The sequence below is a fragment of the Acidovorax sp. GW823-FHT05D11 genome, assembly GCF_058795695.1.
In genome coordinates this window covers 877,770-897,183 of the sequence record NZ_CM179502.1, presented here as the reverse complement: position 1 = coordinate 897,183, position 19,414 = coordinate 877,770, and the positions used below count along the sequence as shown (strand labels likewise).

General features: G+C 63.2%; 18 protein-coding genes. All 18 read right to left on the bottom strand.

Going from position 1 to position 19,414, the window contains the following annotated elements; genetic code table 11:
• Window positions 1-14 precede the first annotated feature (14 nt).
• The 18 genes from AC3RCE_RS04145 to gspD all read right to left on the bottom strand — a co-directional run bounded on the left by AC3RCE_RS04145 (window position 15) and on the right by gspD (window position 19,260).
• Window positions 15-1,463, bottom strand: coding sequence for a sensor histidine kinase (locus AC3RCE_RS04145; RefSeq protein WP_492255354.1), 1,449 nt, complete (start codon window positions 1,461-1,463; stop codon window positions 15-17).
• A 95-nt stretch (window positions 1,464-1,558) separates the two neighbouring features.
• The gene (locus AC3RCE_RS04140; protein ID WP_218293205.1) at window positions 1,559-2,251 is read right to left on the bottom strand and encodes a response regulator transcription factor; all 693 of its coding nucleotides are present in this window, start codon (window positions 2,249-2,251) and stop codon (window positions 1,559-1,561) included.
• A 19-nt stretch (window positions 2,252-2,270) separates the two neighbouring features.
• On the bottom strand, window positions 2,271-3,161 hold the full coding sequence (gene argB, locus AC3RCE_RS04135) for an acetylglutamate kinase (protein ID WP_218293204.1): 891 nt from the start codon (window positions 3,159-3,161) through the stop codon (window positions 2,271-2,273).
• 84 nt (window positions 3,162-3,245) lie between these two features.
• Window positions 3,246-4,349, bottom strand: a complete 1,104-nt coding sequence (locus tag AC3RCE_RS04130; RefSeq protein WP_218293203.1) for an MraY family glycosyltransferase — start codon at window positions 4,347-4,349, stop codon at window positions 3,246-3,248.
• 216 nt (window positions 4,350-4,565) lie between these two features.
• A complete protein-coding gene (locus AC3RCE_RS04125) occupies window positions 4,566-5,216 on the bottom strand; it encodes a lytic transglycosylase domain-containing protein (protein WP_255591263.1) in 651 nt (216 codons plus the stop codon).
• Between the two features lie 53 nt (window positions 5,217-5,269).
• Window positions 5,270-5,911 (bottom strand): acyltransferase, encoded by a 642-nt coding sequence (locus AC3RCE_RS04120; protein ID WP_218293201.1) that lies wholly within the window; start codon window positions 5,909-5,911, stop codon window positions 5,270-5,272.
• A gap of 17 nt (window positions 5,912-5,928) precedes the next feature.
• A complete protein-coding gene (locus AC3RCE_RS04115) occupies window positions 5,929-6,942 on the bottom strand; it encodes a class I SAM-dependent methyltransferase (protein ID WP_492254588.1) in 1,014 nt (337 codons plus the stop codon).
• Complete coding sequence (locus AC3RCE_RS04110; protein ID WP_492254587.1) at window positions 6,929-7,780, bottom strand: lysophospholipid acyltransferase family protein; 852 nt, start codon at window positions 7,778-7,780, stop codon at window positions 6,929-6,931. The genes AC3RCE_RS04115 and AC3RCE_RS04110 overlap by 14 nt, the downstream gene beginning before the upstream one ends.
• A gap of 44 nt (window positions 7,781-7,824) precedes the next feature.
• On the bottom strand, window positions 7,825-9,048 hold the full coding sequence (locus tag AC3RCE_RS04105; RefSeq protein WP_492254586.1) for an ABC transporter ATP-binding protein: 1,224 nt from the start codon (window positions 9,046-9,048) through the stop codon (window positions 7,825-7,827).
• A 4-nt stretch (window positions 9,049-9,052) separates the two neighbouring features.
• Window positions 9,053-9,877: an ABC transporter permease gene (locus AC3RCE_RS04100; RefSeq protein ID WP_492254585.1), complete on the bottom strand. Its 825-nt coding sequence runs from the start codon at window positions 9,875-9,877 to the stop codon at window positions 9,053-9,055.
• On the bottom strand, window positions 9,874-10,737 hold the full coding sequence (locus AC3RCE_RS04095; protein WP_492254584.1) for an NAD-dependent epimerase/dehydratase family protein: 864 nt from the start codon (window positions 10,735-10,737) through the stop codon (window positions 9,874-9,876). The genes AC3RCE_RS04100 and AC3RCE_RS04095 overlap by 4 nt, the downstream gene beginning before the upstream one ends.
• Before the next feature lie 56 nt (window positions 10,738-10,793).
• Window positions 10,794-12,017 (bottom strand): glycosyltransferase family 4 protein, encoded by a 1,224-nt coding sequence (locus AC3RCE_RS04090; RefSeq protein WP_492254583.1) that lies wholly within the window; start codon window positions 12,015-12,017, stop codon window positions 10,794-10,796.
• A gap of 2 nt (window positions 12,018-12,019) precedes the next feature.
• Window positions 12,020-12,997 carry a glycosyltransferase family 2 protein gene (locus AC3RCE_RS04085; RefSeq protein WP_492254582.1) on the bottom strand — a complete coding sequence of 326 codons (978 nt, stop codon included), beginning with the start codon at window positions 12,995-12,997 and terminating at the stop codon, window positions 12,020-12,022.
• A gap of 169 nt (window positions 12,998-13,166) precedes the next feature.
• The gene (locus AC3RCE_RS04080) at window positions 13,167-14,054 is read right to left on the bottom strand and encodes a peptidyl-prolyl cis-trans isomerase (RefSeq protein WP_492254581.1); all 888 of its coding nucleotides are present in this window, start codon (window positions 14,052-14,054) and stop codon (window positions 13,167-13,169) included.
• 16 nt (window positions 14,055-14,070) lie between these two features.
• Window positions 14,071-14,967: a hypothetical protein gene (locus AC3RCE_RS04075; RefSeq protein WP_218293194.1), complete on the bottom strand. Its 897-nt coding sequence runs from the start codon at window positions 14,965-14,967 to the stop codon at window positions 14,071-14,073.
• Window positions 14,968-15,345: 378 nt separating this feature from the next.
• The gene (locus tag AC3RCE_RS04070; protein WP_492254580.1) at window positions 15,346-16,308 is read right to left on the bottom strand and encodes a hypothetical protein; all 963 of its coding nucleotides are present in this window, start codon (window positions 16,306-16,308) and stop codon (window positions 15,346-15,348) included.
• A 171-nt stretch (window positions 16,309-16,479) separates the two neighbouring features.
• Window positions 16,480-16,935, bottom strand: coding sequence for a hypothetical protein (locus AC3RCE_RS04065; RefSeq protein ID WP_492254579.1), 456 nt, complete (start codon window positions 16,933-16,935; stop codon window positions 16,480-16,482).
• Between the two features lie 75 nt (window positions 16,936-17,010).
• On the bottom strand, window positions 17,011-19,260 hold the full coding sequence (gene gspD / locus AC3RCE_RS04060) for a type II secretion system secretin GspD (protein ID WP_370628417.1): 2,250 nt from the start codon (window positions 19,258-19,260) through the stop codon (window positions 17,011-17,013).
• Window positions 19,261-19,414 lie beyond the last annotated feature (154 nt).

The following is a 19,414-nucleotide window of genomic DNA, read 5'->3' as shown; positions in this document are numbered from 1 at the left end:
GCGCGGGGGCGGATCTACAGCGGAAACACCACAGCCACCAGCAGCCCGTGCCCTTGGGGGCCCGTCCCGAGCGTCAGGGAGGCGCGGTGCACGCGCGCGATCTCGTCGGCGATGGCCAGCCCCAGGCCCGTGCCCTCCCCCACCGTGCCAGGCACGCGGTAAAAGCGCTGCATGACGCGGGCGCGCTCCGCCTCGGGCACGCCCGGGCCGTCGTCCTCGACCTCCAGGTACACGCGGGGTGGCCCGGTGCGCCCCTGGCGCATGCCGCAGCGGATGGTGACAATGCCCCCCGCCGGCGTGTACTTGATGGCGTTGTCCACCAGGTTGGACAGCAGTTCGCGCAGCAGCCAGCCATGGCCGGTGACATGCACGGGCTGCACGTCGAGCCCCAGGTCCAGCCCCTTGCCGGTGGCCGGATCGAGAAAGGTCTCGAGCAGCGCCTCGCACAGGTCCTTCAGGTCCACGCGCTGCGGCGGCTGCGCATCCAGGCTGCGCGCGTCGGCGCGCGACAGGGCCAGCAGCTGGTGCGCGAGCTGCGAGGTCCGGCGCGTGGCATTGCGCAGCTTCTCGATCTGATCAACTCCTAAAACAATAGCGCCTTTCGCTTGACCATCCTGCGCCAGCGGCATTTGTCGATCAAAATCCGGCAGCGGTACCCGCGGGCCGGCGGCCTTGGCCATCATCGCCCAGGCCTCGACCTGCGCCTGCAGGCCCGCCAGCGGGGTGCGCAGCTGGTGCGCCGCGTCGGCCACGAAGCGGCGCTGCCCTTCCGCCTGCGCATTGACCAACGCGAACAGCCGGTTGAGCGAATGCACGAGCGGGCGCACCTCGGCGGGCGACGAGGCCTCGTCGATGGGGCTGAGATCGCGCGGCGAGCGGTGCTCCACCGCTTCGGCCAGATCCACCAGCGGCTTGAACGCACGCCCCACGGCCCAGTGGATGGCCAGCGCGGCGGCGGCCACGAGCACCAGGTTGGGCAGCAGCACGCGCAGCAGAAGCTGCTGCGCCCATTGCTGGCGCGGGTCCGACCCGTCGGCCAGCGCCACCACCAGCTCGCCGGCCCCCGTGCGGCCGCGCTGCACGGCCACCCGGTAGGTCACGCCGCCAAATTCGACGCTGTGGAATTCGGGGGCCTGCGTGGTCGGCACGGCGCTGTGCACCCAGTCGTCCCCCAGCAGCAGGCGGCCCGAGGCGTCGCGCACGCTGTACCCGGCAAACCCGGCGTTCTGGCGCAGGAAGTCCTCGACCGGCGGCGCCAGCAGCAGCAGGGGCGGCTCGTTGTCACGGATCGCGGGTGCCAGCACCGAATCGGCCAGCGCCGGAAGCAGCCGCAGCAGGCGCTGGTCATGCCGTCCGGCGGCCTCATCGGCCGAGCGGTAGTCCAGCCACACGCCCGCGAGCGCGAGCAGGCACAAGGGCAGCACCAGCAAAAGCAGCAGCCGGTTGCGCAGGTCGGAGGTCATGGCGCGCAGGCCAAGCCGCTGGGAAGGAGGGGCCCGGTCCGGCATCGTCATGGTGGGTCTTCACCGGCGCGGGCGCTGAGCCAGACCGATTCCGCTCAGGCGGCCTGGAGTTCCAGCCGGTAGCCGAACCCGCGGATCGAGCGCAGCGCCACGCCATGCGGCTCGAGCTTGCCGCGCAGGCGCGAGACGTAGACCTCCACCGCATTGGGCGTGATCTCCTTGTCCCACCCCGTCAGGGCCTGCAGGAGCTTGTCCTTGCTCGCAGGCTTGGGGGCGTTGATGAGCAGGTATTCGAGCACGGTCCATTCACGGGGACCCAGTTCGATCACCTGCTCCCCTTCGCCGGTGCGGATGCTCGCGCGGCGGCCTGCCGTGTCCAGCTCCAGCGGCCCGAAGCTGAGCACCGCCGTCGTGGCGGCCTGCGAGCGGCGCAGCAGGGCCCGCAGGCGGGCCAGCAGCTCGGGCAGCTCGAAGGGCTTGACCATGTAGTCGTCCGCCCCCAGGTCCAGCCCCTGCACGCGGTCATGCAGGGCATCGCGCGCGGTCAGGATCAGCACGGGCATGGCGGGGCTGATCATGTCGGGACGGCGCAGGCGGCGGGTGAGCTCCAGCCCATCCATGGCGGGCAGGCCGATGTCGATGATGGCCGCGTCGAAAGACTCCGTGCGCAGCACCTCTTCGGCGCGCTCCCCGCTGCCGACCCAATCCACGGCGTATCCGGCGTCGGTCAGGCCCAACTTGATGCCGCTGGCCACCATGACATCGTCTTCAACCAACAGCAGGCGCATAGCAGGCTACGAAAAAGGGTCAATGCGAGCGGATCATGGTCCCGTAGGCCTGGTCGGTCAGGATTTCGAGCAGCATGGCATGCGGCACACGGCCATCGATGATGTGCACGGCGTGCACGCCGGCCTTGGCGGCATCGAGCGCGCCCGCGATCTTGGGCAGCATGCCGCCGGAGATGGTGCCATCGGCGAACAACGCGTCGATCTCGCGGGCCGTGAGGTCGGTGAGCAGGTTGCCCGCCTTGTCCAGCACGCCGGGCGTGTTGGTCAGGAGCATGAGTTTTTCAGCTTGCAGCACCGTGGCCAGCTTGCTGGCCACCACGTCGGCGTTGATGTTGTAGCTCTCGTTGTTTTCGCCGAAGCCGATGGGGCTGATGACGGGGATGAAGGCATCGTCCTGCAGCGCCTTGACCACGCTCGGGTCGATGGCCACGATGTCCCCCACCTGGCCCACGTCGTGCTCGATGCTCGGGTTCTTGTTGTCCACCATCTTGAGCTTCTGCGCGCGGATCATGCCGCCGTCGCGGCCCGTGAGCCCCACGGCCTTGCCGCCGGCCTGGTTGATCAGGCCCACGATGTCCTGCTGCACCTCGCCGGCCAGCACCCACTCGACCACTTCCATGGTCTCGGCGTCCGTCACGCGCATGCCCTGGATGAACTCGCCCTTCTTGCCCAGGCGGTTCAGGGCCGTCTCGATCTGCGGGCCGCCGCCGTGGACCACCACGGGGTTCATCCCCACGAGCTTGAGCAGCACCACGTCTTCGGCAAAGTCGGCCTGCAGCGCGGGGTCCGTCATGGCGTTGCCACCGTATTTGATGACCATGGTCTTGCCATGGAACTTGCGGATGTAGGGCAGCGCCTGGGCCAGGATTTCAGCCTTGTCGCGCGGAGCAATCGAAAGAAGGTCGGTCATGGAGGCGGGCCATCCAGAGAAAACGGTGAGGCGCAAATTGTGCCGCATTCGCGCGGCACCCTGGGGTGGCCTGCGCAACAGCCCTCAGTGGCGCAGCCAGTGCGGCACCTTGAACCGCACGATGGCAAGGTATGCCATCACATAGCTGATGACGAACAAGCCGCAAAACGCCATCAGCAGCGGGGTATTGCTCCAGAACAGCACCGCCGGCACCACCGTGAGCAAGGTGAAGCCCCAGAGGTAGGGCGACGTGCGGTTGTTGCGCATCAGCACCCTGCGGGATTCGTCGTCGTGGAAAACGCCCCGCACGATGCGCCGGTAGATGAGCTGGTGAAAATGCAGTGCATCGGCCACGCCGGGTGACACGCCCCGCACCGTCTTGCGATAGATCGAGAAGATCGTTTCCCAGACAGGGTAGATCAGCAAAAGCATGGGGAACCACGGTGACACGTCGGCGTTGCGCTGCACCAGCGAAATGCTGGCCAGGGCGATGACCACGCCCCAGATATACGCCCCGCCATCTCCGGCAAACAGCATTCCCCGTGGGTAGTTCCACACCAGGAATCCCCCGGTGGCGGCGGCGGTGGACACCAGCAGCGCCGCCAGGGCGCGATCCCCCACCTGCAATGCCACGTGCGCCAAGGCCAGGCACACGATCAGTGCGACCATGCCCGCCAGGCCGTTGTAGCCGTCGATGATGTTGAACGCGTGGGGCAGCCCCGCAACGGCAAGGACAACGATGGCGATGCCCAGCCACGGGGCAGCGGCCAGCACGGAGTCCAGCCAGGGCCACCCCATGCGGGGCAGGGACAGGTCCAGCAAGACCACCGCCAGGGCACCGGATGCGCCCGTCAGGCTTAACCGATACCGGACGGACAGGCGCTGGGTCATGTCCTCCGCGATCCCCCCCAGAGCAGCCGGCAGCATGACCACCAGCCAGCCGCCGACCCATGCCCCCAACCTGAGGGAACCAGGATCTCCCCAATGGGACGACTGCAGCATGCCCAGGCTCCAGCTGCACCCGATACCCAACAGCAGCGCCCCTCCGCCCAGGCGGGGAATATCCCCGAGGTGAAAACGCTGTGGCATGGCGCTGCCATACACGGAAGCGTGGCTGCGCATCCACCGCACGATGAACCCTGCCGCCAACGCTGCAACGATGAATGCCACCACAGATAACCAGATCATGAGCGGCCGATGGTACCCGTACTCTGCGCGGATGCCTGTAAGAAAGCGCTAGCTGGCGCTGCCCGCGACGGCATCCCCGCGCCGTTTGCGTGAAATACGGCCGCCCGCCGCAGGAAGTCGGCAGTGGCGCCTCGGCTGCCTGGACACAGGGTCAACCCAGGCCAGCGCCGGCGCAGACGGTTCACGAAAAAGCCCACGCTGCAGGGTCCAGGGCCACTACCGCGCCATGCCGCGGTAAAAGCGCATCACCTTTTCCACGTATTGCTGTGTTTCGGGATACGGCGGAATCCGGCGGCCGTGCTTGATCACGGCTCCTTCCCCGGCGTTGTAGGCCGCCAGTGCCAGCTCCTTGTCGCCATCGAACATGCGCAGCAGGTCCGCCAGGTAACGGGTGCCGATCTGCGCATTCACCTTGGGCTCCATGGCGGCATGTTCTCCCTCTGAAGGCGGACGGGCCGCGACCCCATAGCGCTCGGCCGTCGCGGGCATCACCTGCATCAGGCCCAGGGCGCCCTTGCGCGAAACGGCCTTCACATTGAAGGCCGATTCCGCAGCGGCAACGGCGATCACGAATGCCGGATCCAGCGACTGCGCCTCCGCCGCCGCCTCCAGGTGCTGCTTGACATCGTCGTAGCCAGGAAACTGCAGTGCGGAGGTGCCGCGCTCCTTGCTCCTCATCACGGAGGCAGGAGGCACACGTTGGAGCCAGACCAGCCCCCGCGACGCGGCCGCCCCCGGCGCCACGTTGCCAATGTGTGTCACTCCATCCTTGTCCACGAACTCCCACACCTGGTCGGCCCAGGAAGAGGCAGGGAGCCCCATCAGGAAGATCACTGTGAGCGCCGCCCTGCGCAGGCTTTCCACCATGTTCGATCCCCATCCGCGCCCGTCGGAGCTTCTGCGAAATTCACTCTTGCTTGTCATTTGGCACCGCGTCCCTGGTACAAGAAGCTCTTCAGCCGGACCCCGACCCGTTCAAACCAGGGGGATGGCACGGGGGCCTGTGCCGCCGGCCATGCATCGCCACGGCGCGAGCGCAGCAGCCGAGCGGGCATTCCCGCCGCCACCATCCCCGCGGGAACATCCTGCCGCACAAGCGCACCGGCAGCCACCACCGCGCCGCGCCCGATGGTAACCCCCTCGAGCACGATGGCTCCAGCCCCTATCCAGGCGCCGTCCTCGACGACGATCTTTGCGCGGGTGATGCGGTTGCGCGCGATGACCGCATCCCCTTCGTCTATGGCGTGGCCGGCCGACAGCAACTTGACGTGGGGGCCGATCAAAACGTCCTCGCCAATCTCCAGGCCCCCTTCGCCAGACAGATAGCCGCCCACGTTGACAATGGTGCGGGCGCCGATGCGGATTCCCACGCAAGGGTCCGCGACCACATCCCCCAGCACCAGCCTTGTCTGCGCGTAGATGCTGACCCCGTCCGACAGGCACAGCACGCCAGGGCGCTGCCCAAACCGCATGACGGAAACGGACGGATCGATCCGGCAATCCGCACCGATGCTGTCCACGCCGTCATGCGATGCCGTGAAATCAGGAACCCCGAGCAACATGTCCGTTCCGCAATCCGTCACGCGCCGTCCGCGCGGCCCAGGAGTCTGCGCTGCAGCCGCAGCCATGGGCCTGCCGGAGGAGGAGGTTCGGGCTGGGGCTGCGCTTGCAGCGCGGAGAGTTCGGCCTCCACCGCGGTCTTTTCCGTCCGCAGCAGCTCCATGTCAGCGCGCAGATCCTTGATCTCCAGCTGCATCTTCGCGATGATTTCCTTGGCTTCCGAAAAGGCTTTCTGGTGCTCCAGCAACGATGCACGCTCACGCTGGTGCACCACCGTGAGGGCCTGCAACTCGTCGCGCAGCCTGTCCGCTGTGCCACGTGCCTCGGCCAACTCCCAGGCGGAAGCGTCGATGGAGGGCGTGACCACCACCATCCACTGGTACACATCGAAATCCTGCCACCCCGCCAGCAAGGCCTGGCGCTGCTCGCCGGGTAGGGCGCTCCAGTACCAGGCGAATTCGCTGCATTCGACAGGCACCCTGTTGGCCTCCCAGATCCGGGGAGCCCACCCGCAGTCCAGCAGTACTTTTTCAATGCTGCGCTTGGTAAAGAACCGGACATGGGTCCTGTCCAGCTGGCCCTTGTCCGAGTAGTCGAAGATGCCATTGCGCATCGCCGCCAGCACCCCGGCATAGGCAATGTTCGGGACGGAGATCAGCAGGCGGCCCATGGGGGCCACAAATTCGCTCAACCGCTGCAGCACGTCCTCCGGTTTTCTGAGGTGCTCCAGCACATCGCAGGCCATCACCGCATCAAACCGCCTGCCCGCGATCGCATCCAGCCAGTCCGTGCCATCCAGATTTCCGGGAATGACCTCCACGCCCAGCGTCTTGAGCACCTCCAGTGCCTCGGGGTCGTTTTCAACCACCGTGACGCGATGGCCCCGCGCCAGCAGGACGCGGGTCATGGCGCCGGGCCCGGGCCCCAGCTCCAGCACCGAGCCTCCGTCGGACGGAATACGGCGCAGCAACCGGGCCGCCCACTCCTTGCCGTCCGGGTCGAATGCGTAGTCGTATCGCTCAATATTGGTCATGCGTTGCCTCCGATGCGGACGGTGTCCACATCTGCTCCCACTGCCCCCAGTGCCACCAAGCCCATGGACGCTCCCGTACATCCTGCTCCAACCGTTGAATCACCGCATCAATGGCCTGGCGTGGATTCTCTGGCAAAGTCTCCACCACCACCCGAAGCCGATCAGGTCGCTCCGAATATGTCACCGCGTGCAACAAAGGGACCTTGGCTGCTTCCGCAAGGCGCTCGATCCCTGTAGGCAGGTGCAACTGTCCTCCGAGGAAAGGGTGGCTGCGCAATCGGGTGAACCCTGGAGCCCATGCATCCGCAAGAATTCCCCACGCCTGCCCCGCCCTCAAGCTCTCATACACCGGGCGCATTCCCTCGGTGGAGGTCCGCCACTGGCCCCGGGCGATCTGCGTGAATGAACGCACCTTCCGAATCAGAAAGTCACGCTGGACAACTCCCAGACCAGGATTTTCGAGAATCGGCATTGTCAGCGTGTTCAGCGACAGCCCTCTCAGAGCCAATGCGACTGCCGATGTCAGCAAACGGTCGAAATGATTCAATACCAGAACAAAGCCTTGCTTTCTTCTAATCAGGGCATCCACATGCTCCCATCCTGTGACCTCAATGGCAGGACCATTGGGCTGTCCCAAACGGTGCAGCGCGGACGCATCCATGATTTCCTGAGCCAGCATCGCCAAATGCGCACGCGCCCACTGACGATGAGCCACCGCCGTGGATTCAGGGAATACCTGCTCAAAACGCGCCACTAGAAATTGCTCTGTCAGACGACGTGCCGAAGAAGGGTCGCGCCCGATGACCGAGGCAAGGTGCCACGGAAGGGTGGTGGGCATTCTGCTCAGAGCAGGGAACGCAAACCGCAGGCGCCACTCATTGATCATTCGCTCGGCAGCCATTCGTGATCCAGCCACACAAGACCCACTTCGCGATTCTTCTGATTCAACACCGTGAACGGCTGAATCAGCTCGGCCATGTCCAACACCTGAAGGCCCGTATCGTCCAAGGTGTAGACATTCCAGAGATACTCGCCAGAGAGCAAGGGCAGACGAGGAAATCGGACACGCAGCCGATGCGTTCCTGCTCCGCACAGAGGGCGCGGAGGATTGTGAAACTGCGTGCTGGTTCCAAACACGTTGTCCTTGTCCGGCCGGACTATGGAGAAGCCTATGTGAAATTTGGCATCGCAGTAGGATTCGACCTGTATTTCTACCGTCAGGTCCTGGAACGAGTCGACTTGCGCCGGATTGGTGCCATCGCTTGTTTCCGTAATCAGGTGTGTGATTTTGACAAGCGGGGCCGTGGTGATTCCCGCCGCGGTCGCGGGAGACGCGGCATTCGGGGGAGCATCGGCCACTGCATCCGTCCGCAAATGGGCGTACCGGCGCCGCTCGTGGGCTTCATAGGCAGTCACTACACCCTCGGTGGCACCGATGGCCTGTATGCGGCCACCGTGAATCCACGCCGCCCGCTGGCACAGGCTGCGCACCTGGTACAGGTTGTGGGAACAGAAAAGCACGGTGGCGCCACGCTCGCGCAGCTCCAGGATGCGGTTCAGGCTCTTCTTCTGAAAATGCAGATCCCCCACCGACAAGGCCTCGTCCACGATCAACACGTCGGGATCGATGGCCGTCGCTGCGGCAAATGCCAGCCGCATGAACATGCCTGAAGAGTAGGTCTTCACCGGCCGTTCGAGCGTCTCCCTGGTCAACTCGGAGAATGCGGTGGCCCGGACGATGAAATCCTCCATGGCACCGCCTTCCAGGCCATGCAGTGCGGCCATGAAGCGGATATTGTCGTAGCCTGACTCCTCCGGGTGGAATCCGGCACCCAGTTCCAGCAGCGCGGCAACACGGCCTTCCTGCGACACCTGGCCATGGGTAGGCCGAATGGTGCCGGCGGCAATCTTCAGCAAGGTGCTCTTGCCCGCGCCGTTTTCACCGATCAGCCCAAACGTTTCTCCTGCCTGGACTTCAAAGTCCACCCCGGTCAGCGCCACGTGCACGCGGTGGCGCTGCCTGCGGGTCACCCACTCCCACAGCCTGTCCTGGGGGCGGCCGTACACCATGTAGGTTTTTTCTATGCCCTCAAAGCGTATGGTCATGGCGTTACAAGGCCTCGCCCAATGCCGACTTCATGGAACGGAAAAACCACCATCCGCCCCCCGCCAGCAGCACGACCCAGACGGCCAGGGCCACCGGAGTTCCCGGCGGGACAGGCATGTGCAGCACCGTGCTTTGCACCATCAGCACCAGGCACGCCAAGGGATTGAAGAGGAACCAGCCATGGAACTTCTCGGGCACCTGGGACAGCGGGTAAACAATGGGCGTCACATAGAACCAAAGCTGCAACGCGAAAGCCACCATCGAACCCACATCACGCCAGAGAAAGTGGGCCATGCTCAACAACAGGGTAAGGCCAAAGGTCAAAGCAATCTGTGCCAGCACCAGCACAGGCAGCCACGCCATCGATGCGTAGGGCCCCACGCCCTGCGCCACGGACAGCACCAGCAGCAACCCATAGCCGATCCCGAGAACCAGCAGGCTCCCGCCCACCGATACCGCAGGCAGGATTTCGGCCGGCATGGGCTGCTTGCGCAGAAAATCCTCATAGGCGGCCAGGCTTCCCACGCCCCGTCCAATCGCATCGGTGAAGGGGAGCCAAACGGCCAGCCCGGCGAGCAAGTGCAGCAGGTAGCCATTGCCCACGTCCAGTCCCGGAACGCGCACGGCAAGAACCAGACCAAACAGGACGTAGAAGATGGCCAGGGTGGCAAGGGGTTGGACGAACGCCCACGCAAAGCCCAGTACCGAGCCCGCATAGCGGGTCTTGAACTCACGCATCATCCAGTACCGCCACAACACCCACAACTGGCGCGGATTGCGTGGCGCGGCCGAAGACACGGCGGACGAAGAAGATACAGGACGCGTCATGCCACCGTCCGGAGCCATTCGACCGACTTGGACACCCCTTCATCGAAAGCCATGGCCGGCTTCCAGTGCAGTTCTTCCTGGGCGCGCTGAATGTCCAGCACATTGACGGGCGGATCAAACGGGCGTGCCGGAAATACACGCCGTTCCACAGGGTGCCCGATCAATTGTTCCAGCGTGCGCACGATGTCATTGACACTGTGCCCCGCGCCGCCACCAATGTTGAAGACCCGGGTCTCCCCCTCATGGCGCGAGGCGGCCACGAAAGCCCGCCCCACATCGGCGGCATAGACAAAGTCGCGCACCACGGAACCATCCCCCCATACATCCACAGGCAGGGCCTTGAGCGCGCGGTGCGCAAAAACAGCGATCACCCCCTGGACGCCGTGGGGCTGTTGCCATTCCCCATACGGATTGCTCAAACGCAGTATCCGGCACGGCAGGCCGTGTTGCGCCTCCTCGATGCGCAAATGGTGCTCGATCGCCAGCTTGGTGGCCCCATAGGCGCCCATGGGCATGGTGGGGTGTGTCTCTGCCAGAGGTACCGACTGCGGCCGGCCATAGACGGCGCCTCCCGAGGATGCGAACAGCAACCTGGGACGTGCAGCCTTCTGACGCAGCGCCTGCAGCAGGCGCAAGGTGCCCACCAGATTGGTCTGCACGTCCTGGATCGGATCTTGACTGGCCGTGGCTGGCACCGTGGAGGAAGCAAGGTGAACGATGACGTCCGCCCCTCCCACCGCATCCCACCAGGAGGGCAAGTCAAAACAGTCCGCCTGCACTGCGCCAGCCAACCAGGGGGCGCTGCCCGGCGCGGGCAATGCGCGGTCGACCGACCACACATGTGCTCCTTCGGCCGCCATGGCCCGGCCAATGTGGCGCCCCAGGAAACCCGCCCCTCCGAGAATCGCGCAACGCATCAGGATTCGCCCCGCGGATTCTGGGCCCGGGCATGCAACAGGGCCGACTCGAAGTCCTTCGCCACCATGTCCCAGGTCTGCGCCCGGGCAAACACTTCGGCGCGCTCGCTCAGGGCATGGCGCCGCGCATCGTCCTGCAGCAGCGCGCAAACCGCATTGGTCAAGCCCTCCGGAGAAGAATCGGCGAGCATGGCTACGTCGTCGTTGAGCAGCCATTCCACATTGGGGCCCCGGTTGGACACCACGGCGCAGCCGGAGGCCATCAGCTCCAGGGGCAGCAACGAGGCATTCGTCAGCGAGAGCACCAGCGCCACGTCGCACTGGCTGTACAGATCGGGCAAGTCATCCAGCGCCACGGTGCCGCAGGCAAGGTGGGGGAACGGAATATGGTAGCCGGCGGTGTCCCAGCCTGCGAGCACGAACTGCGTGTCGGGCATGCGCTCCCACACGGCATTCAGCACCAGCAGGCCAATTTCAAATGCCCGCCGGGGCGTGGGCGGGCGCGCATAGAAGAAAACCCGGCGTATCTCGGGCTCCCTGCGCGGCAGGCGCCGGTAGCGCTCCAGTTCCACGCCGAACCCCACAGGATGTGTGACCATCCCATACTCCTGCGCCAGCTTGGTGGCCAGCCAGCCCCCTGCCGTGATGCCGAAGAAACCGAAGTGGTAGGTATTCTGCGCCAGCACCGACTCCGACCCCACCGGGTAGAAATGCGGCTCGTAATCCTGCACAAAATACAGCTTGTGCGTGGCACCGGTGAATGCGCGGACCGCGTACGCCGTGTCCCAGCCTGTGGCAACCGCAAATTCGCATGGCGGCAAGTTCTCCAGCCCCAGAAGCACCTGCGCCTGCAGGGGAAAGAAATGCTCGCGAATGGCATCGCGGGCCTCTTGCGCATCCTGGTGCATGACGGGCGCACCGATCACGATGCTGGACGTGTACCCCATCTGCTCCAGATGCCAGATGGTGCGGAAAATATTCAGATGACCGCCGGAGCCGAGATTGAAGTCCGGGATGAACCACAGCAGCGACCCCTTTGCGGGCTCGCCCGGCTGGGCCGGCAGGACATAGGGCAACGCAAAGCCGTAGTGCCGAAAGACATCGACATACCGCCCAGGCCCCTGGCGCAGGCGGCGCACCACGGCCCGCAAGGCGGCGAACACCCCTTCCTTGCGCGCCATCTCCTTCACGCGCCAGAGCTTCTTTGACAGGTTCAACGCCATGGTCAGGCCGCCCCCGCGCGCTGCAATTGCTCATCGCGCGACACCGAGCGCAATAGCCATGCCGGCAAGCGGTCGTGCCGGGTGCCCAGGTACTGCCCTGCGACCCGCGCCATTTCCACGAGGCTCATGTAGCCCGCGTTCTTGAAGAGCCGCCAGCCGCGCAACCCGCCGCTGCGCAGCCAGCCCAGATCACGCTTTGCAAGGTGCACGCCGGACTTCAAGGCCTGCACCAGGCTGTCCTGAATGCGGTAGCCAAAATAGAGGTTGAAGGAGCGCGCTTCGTCAAAATTGCGCTGCAGTGTCTCCCAGACACCAAAGTCGTGCGAGTGGTACACCATGGCCTCAGGCGCGTAGGCCTTGCCGTAGCCCGCCTCGATCGCTCGCAAGGCCCAGGTCTGGTCCTCTGCAAAAGCCACGTCCGGCAGCGGAAGCCGCTCCCACACCGACCGGCGGATACAAGAATTGTTGCTGGAGAAAAAATGCAGCCACTGGCGGTAGCCCGGATCGACCGCAAAACGGTTCTTGTCCTCCAGGCGAACCACCGAGAGTTTGTCCCCAAATCCCGCGAAGTGCAGGCTCAGTTCGCAGTGCGTGACATGCCTAGCATGGGGATGTGCTCTGTGGGGGCCAAACGCCCCAGCCACGGACTCTTCTGTGCTGCATGCCTCCACCATATGACGCAGCCAATGCGCACTCGCAGGTTTGGCGTCCTGGGTCAGAAAAACTAGGAATTCCCCCTTGGCCAGAGACGCAAGAAAATTCCGCGTGCGGCCATGACCGAACTCTTCTGGTGGGATGACTTCGCACCGCACGCCGCGTCCCCGGACCAGTTCCACAGATCCGTCCCTGGACCCCGAATCCACCACAATGACTTCAAAAGGCCAAGGGGTTTGCTGCTTCAGAATGGTGTCCAGCACTTCACCGAGCAGGAGGCCGCCGTTTTTGACAGGGATTAATACGGAAGCGCGGACATCGGTCATTCAATAGGGCTGCTGTTGCAGTCGCTCAAAGGGAAGGCTTGACTAGCCCGAAGGCTGCAGAACGTTTGGCATGGCAAAGCGCTCCGTTCCAGGCAACCTAGTATTGTACTGTTCACCTCTTGCGAGGCAAGGCCACTTGTAACCGAGCCAACACACCGCTTCGACAGCTCTATTTGGACTTTGGCTTGTCAAACAAGCTGTTGATAGCCGCGGGATCCATGACCACGCCGTACTTGGCAAGCAGATCAGCTTCGAGCTTCTGTGTGCCGACCTGGCGGCAATAGCTTACCGCCCGCGCAGGAACCGAAACGGCCACCTCGTCCCAGGCAAGCTGACGCCCCTCGCGCTTCTCGACCATTGAGAAAAAGTACACAAAGTCCCCTTCTCGCACGGGCCCCACCATGTCTCCCGCCTTGGCCGATGCCAGCGTGCGCAAAATAGTGTTTTCATTCACAAGCGCCACCCAGCCGACGTCACCTTGGGGATCTAGGCGGTAAAGGGTGTCGGCCTTCTTGACGAGGTCGTCGAAAGTCTTGCCCCCCGCTGCAATGGCCTGCGCCTGCGCCATCAGCCACGCCATTGCGTCCTGCGACTCGATCGTTTCCCCCGCTGGCAACATCACCCGGCTCACACGTGCCATGGGGGGCACGAGGAATGCCTTGGGATTCTCGTCGTAGAATTTTCGCGCAGCTGCGCTATCTGCCGGCGGACTGCAAGCCGGAGCCAGCTTTTTGAAAATGGCAAAGGCATAAGCATCGTCAAAGCGCTCAGACTCCTTACCGGACGGACGCGGTTCGCCCATGCGCGTACCCTCCTGTGTGAGGGCACGCGCAATCGCCATCTCACGGAGGACTTTCTCCACGCCCCATTTGTTGCGGACGCTAGCCCGCAGATCCACTCGGCGGTCCAGGTACTGCGACAGATCTGACGAGGTGATGACTTCACCATCCGCGAACTTGACCAAGTCAGCGGCCCCGGCCGGTACACCCCAAATACCCGCCAGCAACAACAAGGACGCGCCCAGAACACTGCGGTAACCACCAAAACATTTACTCATCTTTTTTACAACTCCATCAGCGTGCGCGTTTCCGCGGCACACGTTGCACCTTGGCGCCATCCCAAAGAGGGCCGTACACGACATCAATTACCTCGCCACCAGAATTGAAAACGACCACATCGCGCTCACCGTCCTGGTCCACATCCAGAATCTGCAGACGCGTTGCGAAGCCGCTGACGTTCTGCCAACGGGTTTCAAGAACCTCGCCCTTGGCGCCCAAACGCTGCAGATAGAGCTCCTGATCCTCTCCCCACATGACAAGATCGTCTTCAAGGGGTGCAACTGACACGCTGCCGGTCAGAGGGGATTGAATCCATTGGAGTTCCCCGGTTTCCATATGGACGCGGGCATTGCGAGCACCCGTTTCCAGCGAAACATACACCCAGTCGCCCGACGGGGAAGGCGCGGCATTGCGCGAAATGACAGGGAAGGATGCCAGAACGACCGGCGATGACAGCACGCTGGATTCGGGAACCGCAACCAGGCGCTTGCCATCCAGACACGCCACGGCGATGGCTGGCCCGGTGATGCCGCGCGCACGGCTCAGCTTGACGGGATGCCAAGGTGCTTCGCACCAGCCCACCTTCTTGACAGTGGGTGCCTGGCGATCATCGACAGACCAGTCCATCACCCATGCAACCTCTTTACCACTATAAGGAGTAGCCAACAATGTGTACCGGCCCCGCTCCGCTTTTGCCACCATCACGTCACGCGGCGGAAAACCCACAGGGATTTGCTGCAGACGCTCGAGCTTCGAACCTTTGACGCGAAAGACGTCCAGACTGGCCGTGGCCTCCACCGCGGCCACGAGCAAGTCATCCGCTAGCCACACGGCTGAATCGGGATGGTATGCCACGGGCTGGCGGTCGAGTTGCACGGATTTGCGACCGTCTACGCGATGCAATGCAACCATATTGTTTTCGTGCTCCACCGCCACGAGCAAACACCCCCCCGTACCACACCGCAACTCCCCCCCCCAGGAAACAGGAACCGGGATCGAAAGCTGCCGTGAGACTGGAGCGGGCTCGGCGCCACGCCCTCCCGCAGAATCCTCTTGTAAGCCAGCCGTCTGACAGCCCGCCAGAATCCCTGCGGCCATAAAAACCAATGCGCAGCAAGACACAAATCGAGACTTCAATGCCATAACCCACACCCCCTTACAACGCAAAAAAAATAGCGCCTTGCGGCGCTATTTTTATTGCCATCTGCATGCCGCCCTCTTGAGAACGGCAACGATCAGGCGAATCCTAATAAGCAAGTGCCGTAGCACTTGCAATATCAGGCTGTCCTATTAAGGAGCGACAACGGTGTGCGCGCCCAGCAGGGTTTGCACTGCACCGAAGGCCGTCGAGCTGATCGACGAGTACGTGAACACGGAACCTTGGGTCTGCTGAGCCAGAGCCGTACCGGGCGTGCCGCCCAGAGCAGCGAAGTCACCAGGAACCACGTTCGGCGTCCACTCGATGAAGCCATCGGTGAAGGTTGCGGGCAGGCCCAGGATGGTTTCTGGATCGAACCAGTCCAGCTCAGCCTTCTTCAGAGCGAAGTTGACAGACTTGCGGTTTTGCTTGTCGTCATAGATGTTGACGGTGTGCGTGCCGCGGTGGTCACCCGTGGACCAGACAACAACAGCCGTGTCCAGGCCGAGTTGGGCTTGGTCGATGGCGTAACGCATGCTGAACGTAGGAGCAACTGCACCAAAGGTCTGAGCAGCGCCGGCCACAGCGACCAGGCTGTTGGCATCCATCTTGGTGATGTCAACGGCCGAACCGATCAACAGAGGGCCATCGATCACGGGCGTGAAAGCGACGTCCTTGGCAACAGCGTTCACTTGGAATGCGTTGGCAGAAATGCCAACAGCGTCCGTACCGGTAGCCAGCACAGCGGCGCCAGAGCAAGCAGTTTGAGCAGCGCCACCAGCGGTGGTTGCACCCAGCGCGAACACCAGGTAGCCACGCACGTTGGTCAGGCTGCCGCCCGATTCGTTAGCCCAGATGAAGGACTGGTAGTCCCGGTTGGTCATGGGGAAGCAACCGTCGGTGATGTGGTTGGAGTTCTGGTCGAAGAACGTCCAATACACAGCACGGGTGCCGCCGGATTGGTTGATCAGGCCAACTGCGGTCGTGTCTGCTGCGCCGTTGTGGATCACGTTAGGAACCACCACGCCATTGCTGTACGTACCCACGGTGTACGCCTGCGCCACACCAGCACTCAGCGCAGCGGCTGCAACGGCTGCCACTGCAAATTTTTTCATCTTCTCAGTCCTTAGATAATTGAAGGAAGCTTTCCCACCCTGTGCGGGATCTGCAACCCATCCGTACTCCGTTTGGGTTGATGCAATCTTATACTGATACCTTTAATTTTTTCAACCTATTTCCACCAGAAACTCGCTCCCTGTGCGTTTGTTGCACTCAAACAACGACGCTCACTCCTTGTCTTTGGTGAACATCACGCTGCGGCGAAGAACGTGGTGCCATACGCCATCAATGCGGCGCCATTCATCTTCTACTGCTGTTTCCTGATTTTTGAGGCGCAGCAGCGGGAGCGAATAGCGCATCCACAAGTTCACCACAGCACGGTCGCCTTCGATGCTACGCACGCCTCGCACCTCCACCGCGTCATAGGCCACTCCGCCGCGCTTGAGGTATTCCTCCACCGTTGCTTTCGGGTCCTTGGACGCTTCCTCATAGGGCCATGCCCCCAAGCTGTCATTGGCGCGCAACAATGCCCAATAGGCTTGGGCACGTTTCAGCAAAGCAGCCTTGTCCGCCTCGGGCGACACCGCCCCACCAGTGGTAGCACACCCCGCCAGTACAAGCATGACGGCAGCCGGAGCTGCAAGGTTCCTGAACAAGTGGCGGCGGGTAAAAGATTGCGTCATGTAAAGAATCTCCTGATGTCTAGGTGTCGGACGTGGGCTTAACGCTACTGATACTGACTCTGTCACAGAGACAGCTCAGCGCCATGGCTGAAGCGGCACATCGGCGGGACGAATGTTGAAAGGCTGCGCCTGCAAGGACAGCGAACGCATGCGCTCGCGCATTTCAGCGCTGGCCGAACGCAATTGGTCGTCATCCTCCAGGGCACGCGGCGTCATCAGCACCAGCAATTCGGTGCGATTGCGCTTGTTGGACGTGGTGGAGAACAATGAGCCCAACACCGGGATATCCGCCAGGCCTGGAATACCGCTGCGACTTCCGCTGTCGTTTTCACGAATCAGCCCACCCAGCACGATAGGCTCACCCGAACGCACGGCAACGCGCGTCTGAATCTGGCGGGTCTGGAACACCCGTTGAGTCGTCGCGATGTCTTGCTCACCAACGTCTGTGACCTGCTGGGAGATATCCATGCTGATCAATCCCCCCGCATTGACAGAAGGCGTCACTGAAAGCATCACCCCCGTGTCCTTGTAGGTGATGGATTCGGTCACCAAATTGCCTGTCGTGACCGCGGTAGAACTCTTGATAGGCTGCTGCTGGCCCACTTGGATGGTGGCGTTGTGGTTATTCAGTACCAGCACGGAGGGGCTGGACAGCAAGCGCACCTGCGACTTTTCGGCGAGTGCGTTAAGCGTGGCGCGCACCAGATTGGCCTTGCTCAAGTTCACGATGCTGTACGAAAAACCCGGTTGCTTTGGCCCTATTCCCCCGCTCGTGTTCATGTTCAGCGACGCCTGCCCTTCACGGCCGCCACTGAGGCCATTCTGCAGATACCACTCAACGCCGTACTCCAGATTTCCCGTTAGGCTCACTTCCACGATGCTGGCCTCAATCAGCACTTGCATCGGCGCCTTGTCAAGCTCCCGCAACGCCTGCTCAATGCGGCGGTACTCGGTTCGTGGGGCGCGGATCAGGAGGGCATTGCGTTTTTCATCAGCTACAACCCGCACATTGCCATCCAACTGGCTGGTCGAAGTGAGCGATGTGTTGTTGGGAGATGTTGTTCTATTCCCGCCGGCACCGAGGGCACCCCCCAGGGAACCGCTGCCCATGCCGCCCGTGCTGCCCGTGTTGCCAAAGGGGCTGGAACTGCTGCTTGAAAGACCGGAGCCAGCACCAAATCCCCCCCCACCCAGACCCGCGCCCTGGGAAAACTGCGTGGGAGCAGAGCCCGATGCCACACCGCCGGATCTGCCTTGCCCGGATTGCCCCCCACCGAACAGGCCATTGAGCATTTCAGCCAGTTGCAAAGCCGAGCCGTTTTGCACCGGATAGACAAACAGACTGGCCTCCAACGTATCGGTCGGGCGATCCAGGCGCCGAATCCAGGTTTCCACCTGGGCCAGCAGGTGGCTTCGCGGAGTGACCACGACCAGGGCATTGAGACGTTCAACCGGGAACACCCGAATGAGCCCGCCCAAGGGAGTGGCCACCTGCGCGGATGCTCCGCCGCCTCCAGCGCTCGCTCCGCCACCCGCATTTGGCAATCCACCCACTCCCGCTGGTGCTGGTGCCGCGCCTCCTGGTGGCGCCGCACCGGTGCCGCTGTCCGCACCCAACATCGCCTGCAGCGCATCACGCACTACATTGACGTTGGCATTCTCCAGCACGAACACTCCCAGCGACATTCCGGAAAGGAAATCCACGTCAAAGGCTTCGACCATCTCCAGCCAGCCACCCAACTGGGCCTTGCTTCCTTGCAGCACCAGCAGGTTGCGCATGGCATCCACGTAGACGATGGCTTCGCGCGGTGCGATGGGCGCCAGTATCTTGGCCATTTCGGCCGCAGCGATGTGGTTCAACGGAACGATGACGGTCCCGGCCCCCGACAAATCCTTGAAACGCGACGCGCCCACTACCGGGCGAGCTCCCAAGGTGACGGTGCGCTTGGTAACGTGGTAAACGCCTGCGTTGTCGCGGACGATCGCCAGGTCATGGGGAAGGAGCACAGCGTCCAGCACGTCCAGGACTTGGCTGCGCAGCAGCGGCTGGCGGGTATGCAGGCTCACCACCGTTTCGCCGCCGGCGTCAATGGTGTAGTTGAGCTTGAGCAAGTCACCCAGCAACGCCACCGCCAGATTGCTGACCGTGACATTCTCGAAGTTGAGTGCGACCTTGTCTCCTTTGGCGAGGACGGGGTCTACTTGCGGCGCAACGTCACGCTTGAAGAACTGGTCATTTCCAGGAAAAAGGCGGGTGCTGGAAGGCGCACTCTTTTGCTCCGGGACCTTGGCCCCCTTCGCAGCCTCCGCAGTATTGGGTGCCACAGGGGCAATTGGCGCAGGCGCAGCCGCCTTAGGCGACGGGCTTGCAGCAACATCGGATGATGCCGCCACCGTTTGCTCGGGCGAAGGAGCCGCGGCAGGCCCGCCCTGTGTGCTGGCGCAACCCGCAGCCAGCAACGCCAGCAAAAGGATGGAT

What these genes read in the sequence shown, in the direction of transcription:
- AC3RCE_RS04145 (WP_492255354.1), bottom strand. Translation starts at nt 1,463, where the DNA reads ATGACCTCCGACCTGCGCAACCGGCTGCTGCTTTTGCTGGTGCTGCCC.
- AC3RCE_RS04140 (WP_218293205.1), bottom strand. Translation starts at nt 2,251, where the DNA reads ATGCGCCTGCTGTTGGTTGAAGACGATGTCATGGTGGCCAGCGGCATC.
- argB (WP_218293204.1), bottom strand. Translation starts at nt 3,161, where the DNA reads ATGACCGACCTTCTTTCGATTGCTCCGCGCGACAAGGCTGAAATCCTG.
- AC3RCE_RS04130 (WP_218293203.1), bottom strand. Translation starts at nt 4,349, where the DNA reads ATGATCTGGTTATCTGTGGTGGCATTCATCGTTGCAGCGTTGGCGGCA.
- AC3RCE_RS04125 (WP_255591263.1), bottom strand. Translation starts at nt 5,216, where the DNA reads ATGGTGGAAAGCCTGCGCAGGGCGGCGCTCACAGTGATCTTCCTGATG.
- AC3RCE_RS04120 (WP_218293201.1), bottom strand. Translation starts at nt 5,911, where the DNA reads ATGTTGCTCGGGGTTCCTGATTTCACGGCATCGCATGACGGCGTGGAC.
- AC3RCE_RS04115 (WP_492254588.1), bottom strand. Translation starts at nt 6,942, where the DNA reads ATGACCAATATTGAGCGATACGACTACGCATTCGACCCGGACGGCAAG.
- AC3RCE_RS04110 (WP_492254587.1), bottom strand. Translation starts at nt 7,780, where the DNA reads ATGCCCACCACCCTTCCGTGGCACCTTGCCTCGGTCATCGGGCGCGAC.
- AC3RCE_RS04105 (WP_492254586.1), bottom strand. Translation starts at nt 9,048, where the DNA reads ATGACCATACGCTTTGAGGGCATAGAAAAAACCTACATGGTGTACGGC.
- AC3RCE_RS04100 (WP_492254585.1), bottom strand. Translation starts at nt 9,877, where the DNA reads ATGACGCGTCCTGTATCTTCTTCGTCCGCCGTGTCTTCGGCCGCGCCA.
- AC3RCE_RS04095 (WP_492254584.1), bottom strand. Translation starts at nt 10,737, where the DNA reads ATGGCGGCCGAAGGAGCACATGTGTGGTCGGTCGACCGCGCATTGCCC.
- AC3RCE_RS04090 (WP_492254583.1), bottom strand. Translation starts at nt 12,017, where the DNA reads ATGGCGTTGAACCTGTCAAAGAAGCTCTGGCGCGTGAAGGAGATGGCG.
- AC3RCE_RS04085 (WP_492254582.1), bottom strand. Translation starts at nt 12,997, where the DNA reads ATGACCGATGTCCGCGCTTCCGTATTAATCCCTGTCAAAAACGGCGGC.
- AC3RCE_RS04080 (WP_492254581.1), bottom strand. Translation starts at nt 14,054, where the DNA reads ATGAGTAAATGTTTTGGTGGTTACCGCAGTGTTCTGGGCGCGTCCTTG.
- AC3RCE_RS04075 (WP_218293194.1), bottom strand. Translation starts at nt 14,967, where the DNA reads ATGGTTGCATTGCATCGCGTAGACGGTCGCAAATCCGTGCAACTCGAC.
- AC3RCE_RS04070 (WP_492254580.1), bottom strand. Translation starts at nt 16,308, where the DNA reads ATGAAAAAATTTGCAGTGGCAGCCGTTGCAGCCGCTGCGCTGAGTGCT.
- AC3RCE_RS04065 (WP_492254579.1), bottom strand. Translation starts at nt 16,935, where the DNA reads ATGACGCAATCTTTTACCCGCCGCCACTTGTTCAGGAACCTTGCAGCT.